At 65.7% G+C, this 2,242-nt stretch carries 2 protein-coding genes and 2 pseudogenes (2 of these 4 cut by a window edge); 2 read left to right on the top strand and 2 right to left on the bottom strand.

Translation table 11 applies throughout. From position 1 onward, the window contains the following. Positions 1–670: pseudogene (locus tag K789_RS22215) on the top strand (amino acid transporter) (it extends 1,303 nt beyond the left edge of the window). A 108-nt stretch (positions 671–778) separates the two neighbouring features. Here the strand turns inward: K789_RS22215 and K789_RS0103745 are convergent. Next, positions 779–982, bottom strand: a complete 204-nt coding sequence (locus K789_RS0103745; RefSeq protein ID WP_013599688.1) for a cold-shock protein — start codon at positions 980–982, stop codon at positions 779–781. Between the two features lie 158 nt (positions 983–1,140). On the opposite strand from K789_RS0103745, the gene K789_RS0103740 reads away from it, so the two are divergent. Continuing rightward, positions 1,141–1,884 carry a glycosyltransferase family 2 protein gene (locus K789_RS0103740; protein WP_024365588.1) on the top strand — a complete coding sequence of 248 codons (744 nt, stop codon included), beginning with the start codon at positions 1,141–1,143 and terminating at the stop codon, positions 1,882–1,884. Here the strand turns inward: K789_RS0103740 and K789_RS22210 are convergent. Next, positions 1,881–2,242: pseudogene (locus K789_RS22210) on the bottom strand (alpha/beta fold hydrolase) (it continues 581 nt past the right edge of the window). The gene K789_RS0103740 and the pseudogene K789_RS22210 sit on opposite strands and share 4 nt — an antisense overlap.

Raw genomic sequence — 2,242 nt, 5'->3', positions numbered from 1 at the left:
CCGCCGCCGGCGGCAACGCAAACGCACTATCGGGTTCGGTGTTATTGCCGTCGTTTTCATCTACACCACCGTGGCCAACATCATCGAACGGCCGGAAGGCATCCGGATCGCTTCAGTCTTCATCCTGGGGATCATTGTGATCTCCCTGCTGTCGCGGGTCCGGCGCTCGTTTGAGTTGCACGCCACCCACGTCCATCTGGACCGGGAGGCCCTCGAATTCATGTCCGACGAACTGGACGGTCCCATCCGGATCATCGCCCACGAGCCCCTTCGAATGAGCGAAGAGGCTTACCGGCAGAAACTGGAGTCCGCAATCGAGGTCAGCCACCTGCCGCTGGACTACCGCGCTCTCTTCCTCGAAGTGATCGTCGACGATTCCTCCGACTTCGAGACGGAGCTGGCGGTCCGCGGCATCACCCGGCACGGCTACCGGATCCTGGAAGTCCACGGACCCGTCGTCCCGAACACAATCGCCTCGGTCCTGCTCCACATCCGCGACGTGACCGGCCTGATGCCACACATCTACTTCCGCTGGACCGAAGGCAACCCGGTCACCAACCTGCTGCGGTTCCTCGCGTTCGGCGAGGGCGAGATCGCTCCCGTGACCCGCGAAGTGCTGCGGGAAGCGGAAACCGATGTGACCAGGCGGCCGTGGGTCCACGTCGGCTGACCGCCGCCCCCAACGACAAACGCCCCTCCCGAGGAAACCTCGAGGGGGGCGTTTGTGGTCTTGGGGAAAGCATGGCGGCCGGCTGGCCGGTGCTGCTATCCGGAGTACTTAGAGCGGGCGGATGTTCTCAGCCTGCGGGCCCTTCGGGCCCTGGGTGACGTCGAACTCGACCTTCTGGTTCTCATCCAGTGAGCGGTAGCCGCTGCTGGCGATTGCCGAGTAGTGGGCGAAAACGTCGGCTGACCCGTCATCCGGGGCAATGAAGCCAAAACCCTTTTCGGCGTTGAACCATTTAACTGTGCCTGTAGCCATGCCATATCCTTCTGAAATGCTGCTGATCTCCGGCGGCCCGGAGGCCAACGGCTGCGGAGACATTCGTCCGCTGTTGCCCAACCTACGGGGCCGGGGGCCATGGTGCAAGAGGCCAACGGGGGCATTTCCCCGGGCGCCGGGACTATAGTCGGGGCAATATGACAACAATCTCGGTGGTGATCCCCACCCGTAACGACGCTGAGATGCTCGCCGTGTGCCTGGCAGCACTCGCCCGGCAGACGCGTCAAGCCGACGAAATCGTCGTCGTGGACAACGCCAGCACGGACAACACCGCAGAGATTTGTGCGGCCGCGGGGGCCCGTCGGATCGCCGTCGAACTCCCGGGGATCGCCGCCTGCACGGCGTACGGCTTCGACGAAGCCCGCTTCGAGCTGATTGCCAGGCTGGACACGGACTCGGTCCCGCCCGATGACTGGCTCGAGCGGGTTGAAGCGATCCTGCAGGAGGCCGGCCCGCTATCCGCCGTTTCCGGGCCGGGTGATTTCTATGGCGAAAACCGCTTCGCCCGCTGGGTGGGCCGGAGCGTCTACATCGCCGGATATTTCTGGGCCATCGGCTGGCTGCTGGGGCATCCGCCGTTGTTCGGCTCGAACCTCGCCATGTGGTCCGGCGTCTGGGACCGCATCCGCGGCTCCGTCCACCGCGGCTTCCCGCTCGTCCACGATGATTTGGACATTTCCTACCAGATCCCGCCCGACGTCACGGTGATCGGCGACCTCTCGCTGCAGGTGCAGGTCTCCGCTCGGCCGCTGGGAAGCTGGCACGCCGTCGGACGCCGGCTGTCGATGGCGTGGACCACCTTCGGTGTCGAGTTCAGGCAGGAGCCGCCGTTCCGCCGGCGCCGCCGCCGGCGGGAATGGGAACGGGACCACCCGCGCTAGGCGGCCCCGTAGAGCGCGATCAGATCGCGGCTCATTTGGTACGGCGAGGTCTCACTCGGACTGTGCCCGCCCCGGTAGACCGCGATGCGCGCGCCGATCGACTGTGCGAAACGGCGGTGCAGCGCCAGCGGCCAGAGGTCATGCTCGCCGACGGCGACAAACTTCGGGAGAGATGCCGCGGCCAGTGCCGCCCTGAGGTCGGGCGCATGCTGCATCAGCCCGAAGATGTCACGCACGGAGCTCCGGCGGGTGAAGCGGAACCTGTGTTTCACGAACCGTATCCGGTTGGGCGGGACGTGCACGACGTTGATGCGGATACCCCAGATCATCAGCGCGGCGCCGACCCGCGGGCTGGCCC

Origin of the sequence: Arthrobacter sp. TB 26 (genome assembly GCF_000427315.1) — a bacterium.
Classification (GTDB): domain Bacteria; phylum Actinomycetota; class Actinomycetes; order Actinomycetales; family Micrococcaceae; genus Arthrobacter.
The sequence above is the reverse complement of the archived record's forward strand: the minus strand, read 5'-3'. Positions and strand labels throughout refer to the sequence as shown.